At 69.9% G+C, this 3,908-nt stretch carries 5 protein-coding genes and 1 pseudogene; 4 read left to right on the plus strand and 2 right to left on the minus strand.

The annotated features are described in order from the left end of the window. Window positions 1-375: 375 nt before the first annotated feature. Window positions 376-648 carry a hypothetical protein gene (locus A9W96_RS24235; protein WP_066864035.1) on the minus strand — a complete coding sequence of 91 codons (273 nt, stop codon included), beginning with the start codon at window positions 646-648 and terminating at the stop codon, window positions 376-378. Between the two features lie 135 nt (window positions 649-783). Here A9W96_RS24235 and A9W96_RS24240 point away from each other — a divergent pair. From A9W96_RS24240 to A9W96_RS31735, 3 genes and pseudogenes are all read left to right on the plus strand, one after another. Further along, window positions 784-1,075 (plus strand): annotated as a pseudogene (locus A9W96_RS24240) (hypothetical protein); the annotation flags it as partial. A 90-nt stretch (window positions 1,076-1,165) separates the two neighbouring features. Next, a complete protein-coding gene (locus A9W96_RS30770; RefSeq protein ID WP_066864029.1) occupies window positions 1,166-1,351 on the plus strand; it encodes a hypothetical protein in 186 nt (61 codons plus the stop codon). Between the two features lie 8 nt (window positions 1,352-1,359). Beyond that, the gene (locus A9W96_RS31735; protein ID WP_156765391.1) at window positions 1,360-1,548 is read left to right on the plus strand and encodes a hypothetical protein; all 189 of its coding nucleotides are present in this window, start codon (window positions 1,360-1,362) and stop codon (window positions 1,546-1,548) included. A gap of 3 nt (window positions 1,549-1,551) precedes the next feature. On the opposite strand, the gene A9W96_RS24245 is transcribed toward A9W96_RS31735, so the two are convergent. Beyond that, entirely contained in the window at window positions 1,552-3,036 is a 1,485-nt protein-coding gene (locus A9W96_RS24245; protein WP_067143712.1) for an amidase, read from the minus strand. A gap of 131 nt (window positions 3,037-3,167) precedes the next feature. Here A9W96_RS24245 and A9W96_RS24250 point away from each other — a divergent pair. Then, on the plus strand, window positions 3,168-3,908 hold a 741-nt coding region (locus A9W96_RS24250; RefSeq protein ID WP_197499628.1), incomplete at its 3' end, for an alpha/beta fold hydrolase.

Below are 3,908 nucleotides of genomic sequence, written 5' to 3' on the forward strand. Positions count from 1 at the left end.
CGATGACGGCGATGGGCGCCGCCCGAGCGGGCCATCACAAACCTCTGCCCACGCCCAGCACATCACCGGGCACCGCAACGGTGCTTTGCGGCGATGTCGCTTCAAGCATGGTGACAAGTATGCGTTAGCTTGCTATGAAGCCCCCAATCGAGAGCACCCGTCACACGGTCGGGCCGAGCGTGCCCGTCGGGCCGGCCGGGCGCGACCAGCTTCCGTGATCCTCGCTCTACCAGCAGGTTTTGCCCGGTTGCGGGTGGCGGGGTCACCGAGCGGTCTCGCGCCGGCCACGCCGCCGCCCGGATCGAGCCGAAGTTGTTACCGGGCGGAAACGGCCCCGTGGCCCGCTCTCGCAGCGGACCGCCCAGCAAACGCGTGCTAGCGGGCTCTGACCAGGTCCTCGCCCGAGGAGTAGAAGAGCGTGATGTTGGCGCCGGTGACGATCTCGGCGAGGTAGACGCCCGCCGGTTCCACCTCGTAGTAGTAGTGAATGTTGCCGTCGGTATCCAGCGTCGACGCGCACGAATAGCCTGGCGCCCCGCATCGTTGCTTGATGGGCACCGCCAGGACGGCGAGCAGCGCGACGACGGCAACGCCGACGATCAGCGGGATCCTCGTGACCGCCGACCTCGGTTGCGCCGGATTGACCACGGCTAGAGTGTATGCGGCTGATCCGGCGGGCCGCTCACCCGGCGCAGTGGGGTTCTTCAGCTGTGGCCATGGCGAACCCGCACGACGCATCCCCGGCGCACACCCCGGTCGAGGTCCTCGGCATGGGTGATCGCGGGCGCGCTGCTGCTCCCGCATATGGCGGCGGGCAGCGAGCGCACGACCATGCTGTATGGCTGCTACGCGATGTTCGGCTTGTCGCTGGTGGCCTCGCTGAACATCATCGCGATGATCTGGAGCCGCCTGACCCTTTACGGCAGGGTGGCCGCGGCCGTCGCCTACGCGGGCCTGCTGTTCACCTGGCTGCTGGTGACGGTTCGGACCGCGCGCGGCAGCCTGGGCGGCAACCTGCTCAAGGTGGCCCAGCACCGCGCCGATCAAGGCGCATAAGGACTCGGCCCGCGCCTAGCACGCCGCCGCGTCGATCCGGTATCGCCGCGGGCGTTTGGGTGCCCGGGTACCGCGGGTACGCGCCCATGAGCCGAGCAAAGGACTGAGCATGATCGACACCCGCCTCAGGCTCTCGGCGGAGCGGCCGCAGAATTCGGAGCCCGCGCAGCCGGGGACCCCCGGCGAGACCCCGGAGCGGCTCACGCCGACGGAAACGCCCGAACGGCTCACGCCGGCCGAACCGCCCGAGCGCTTGACGCCATCGGAACCACCCGAGCGTCAGGCGCCGGAATAACAACAGGATTGGAGACAGATATGCGCGCCGAGGAAGGCGACGAATCCGTCAAGGACTACGCGAACGAGGGGCGAGAAGCCCTGGGCCGCATCAAGGCCTCGCAGCACGCGGGCGGTCGCCTCGGCGACATCGCCCGGCGCTTCGCCGGTCTGTGGCGGGGCCGGCGGCGTCCCGAAGACGGCGGTCCCGCCGCGTAACCGCTAACTCGGTGCCGGATGCCGGTGGGCCCAGGGCCGCGCCTCTTCCAGTTGCGCGGCCAGGCGCAGCAGATCGCCGTCTGACCCGATCGACCCGACGAACTGCACACCCAGCGGAAGTCCGGCGTCGGTCCAGTGCAGGGGCACGCTGATCGCCGGGCGGCCGGTGAGGTTGGCGAGTTGTGTGTAGGGCACCCAGCCGAGGCTCTCCTGGATGAGGTCATCGAGAATTCCGCTGAGCCCCATCAGTTTTCCGGCGCGCACCTTGCTCACCAGCCGAGCCACCCGCTGCAGCACGGGCGCGGTCGTCGTGGCGCCGACGGCCAGCGGTGGGGTGGCCAGGGTGGGTGTCAAAAAGAAGTCGTAGCTGGCGTGGAACGCGGTCAGGGACTGGATGTAATCGTTCCGGTTCTCCAGCGCGGACATCACCGGCAGCACGCCGCCGGACCGCCCGAGTTCGGCGATGGCCAAGGTGTCGGCCTCAAAGTCGTTGTCGCGCGCGCCGGTTCGCCTCTTGATGTCGGCGACCTGCTGATACAGCTGGGCGAACCAGATGGTCAGGAAGTCGCGCCCCAGGGCGGCATCGTCGTAGGGGGGTGCGACCTCCTCGACCTGATGGCCCAACTCGTCGAGGAGCGCCACGGTCTTTTCGAGAGCGGCGACGGCCTCGCGGTGGGGCCGGGCGTTGATGGCCGACCGCGCCGAGTAGCCGATCTTCAGGGTGTCCGGTCGCTGTTTGATGTGTTCACCAAAGGGTTTGTCGGGCAACGCCGCTCGGTACGCCGCGCCCGGGTCGGGCCCGACGATCGCGTCGAGCAGCGCCGCGCTGTCGCGCACGGTGCGCGACACCACGCCCTGGGTCGCCATGCCCAACATCAGTTCACCCGTCTGCGGGCCGTAGGGCGCCAGGCCCCGGCTGGGTTTGAGGCCCACCAGGCCGTTGCAGGCGGCGGGAATGCGGATCGACCCGCCGCCGTCGTTGGCGCCCGCCGCCGGCACGATGCCCGCCGCCACGGCCGCCCCGGATCCGCCCGACGAGCCGCCGGGGGTATGCCCGGTGTCCCAGGGGTTGCGCGCGGGGCCCCAGTAGTCGGGTTCGGTCACGCCCTTGGCCCCGAATTCCGGGGTGTTGGTCTTGCCGAAGATCACCAGCCCCGCGTCGAGGAACCGCTGGGTGACCAGGGCGTGCCGGTCGGCCACGTCATGGGCCAGCGAGCGGGAGCCGCACGAGGTCGCAAAGCCGCGGTATTCCTGGCCGAGGTCCTTGATCAGGAACGGCACGCCGGCGAACGGCCCGCTCAGCGAGGGGTCGGCGGCTTGCCGGTCGGCGACGTCGTCGAGGCGGCAGACGATGGCGTTGAGCCGCGGATTCACCGCGTCCGCTCGTTGCCGCGCCAACGCGAGAAGCTCGGCGGGGGCGACCTGCCCGCTCGCGACCAGCTCGGCCAGGGCGGTCGCATCGTGCGACATGTACTCGTCGAGATGCATGCGTTCTCCTTCGCTGCGGTCCGATTCCGCGCGGCACCGGCGATGCCCGACGACCTTCGCGTTGACGCCGCCGCATGCCGTTGACGTTAAGCCAACGCGAGCTTTTGGTGGGCGCGCCTTAGTATCACCTGATGCCCACGGCAGCCGAACCGTTCACGATCCAGGGCCCCGGCGGGGTGCAGATCGTCGCTGACCGCCTCGGGGATCCGCACGCGCGCGCCGTGGTGTTTTTGCACGGCGGCGGGCAGACCCGGCGGTCGTGGGGTAAGGCGGCCGCCGCTGTCGCTGCCCGTGGGTGGCAGGCCGTCACCGTCGACCTGCGCGGCCACGGCGAATCGGATTGGTCCGATGACGGCGACTATCGCGTCGTCAGTTTCGCCGCCGACGTCCAAGAGGTGCTGCGCACGCTGCCCCCGCAACCGGTTCTGGTCGGCGCCTCCCTGGGCGGTTTCACGTCGGTGCTGCTCGCCGGGGAGCTGTCGCCGGGCATCGCCAGCGCGGTCGTGCTGGTGGACATCGTGCCGAACATGGACCAGTCCGGGGCGAACCGAATACACGCCTTCATGGCGGACCGGGTCGAGTCGGGCTTCAGCTCGCTCGACGAAGTCGCCGACGCGATCGCCGAATACAACCCGCACCGGCCGCGACCCACCGACCTGGAAGGCCTGACCACCAACCTGCGTCGCCGCGGCGATCGCTGGTACTGGCATTGGGATCCGCAGTTCATCAGCGGCACTGCGGCTTTCCCCCCTTTCGAGGTGACCGACCCGGATCGGATGCACACCGCGGTCGAGGCCATCCTGCGCGGCGGGGTGCCGATCCTGCTGATCCGCGGCCAGATGAGCGACCTGGTCAGCCAGGAGCGCGCCGAC

This window comes from Mycobacterium sp. 1245852.3 (genome assembly GCF_001669335.1).
In the GTDB taxonomy this organism is placed as follows: domain Bacteria; phylum Actinomycetota; class Actinomycetes; order Mycobacteriales; family Mycobacteriaceae; genus Mycobacterium; species Mycobacterium europaeum_A.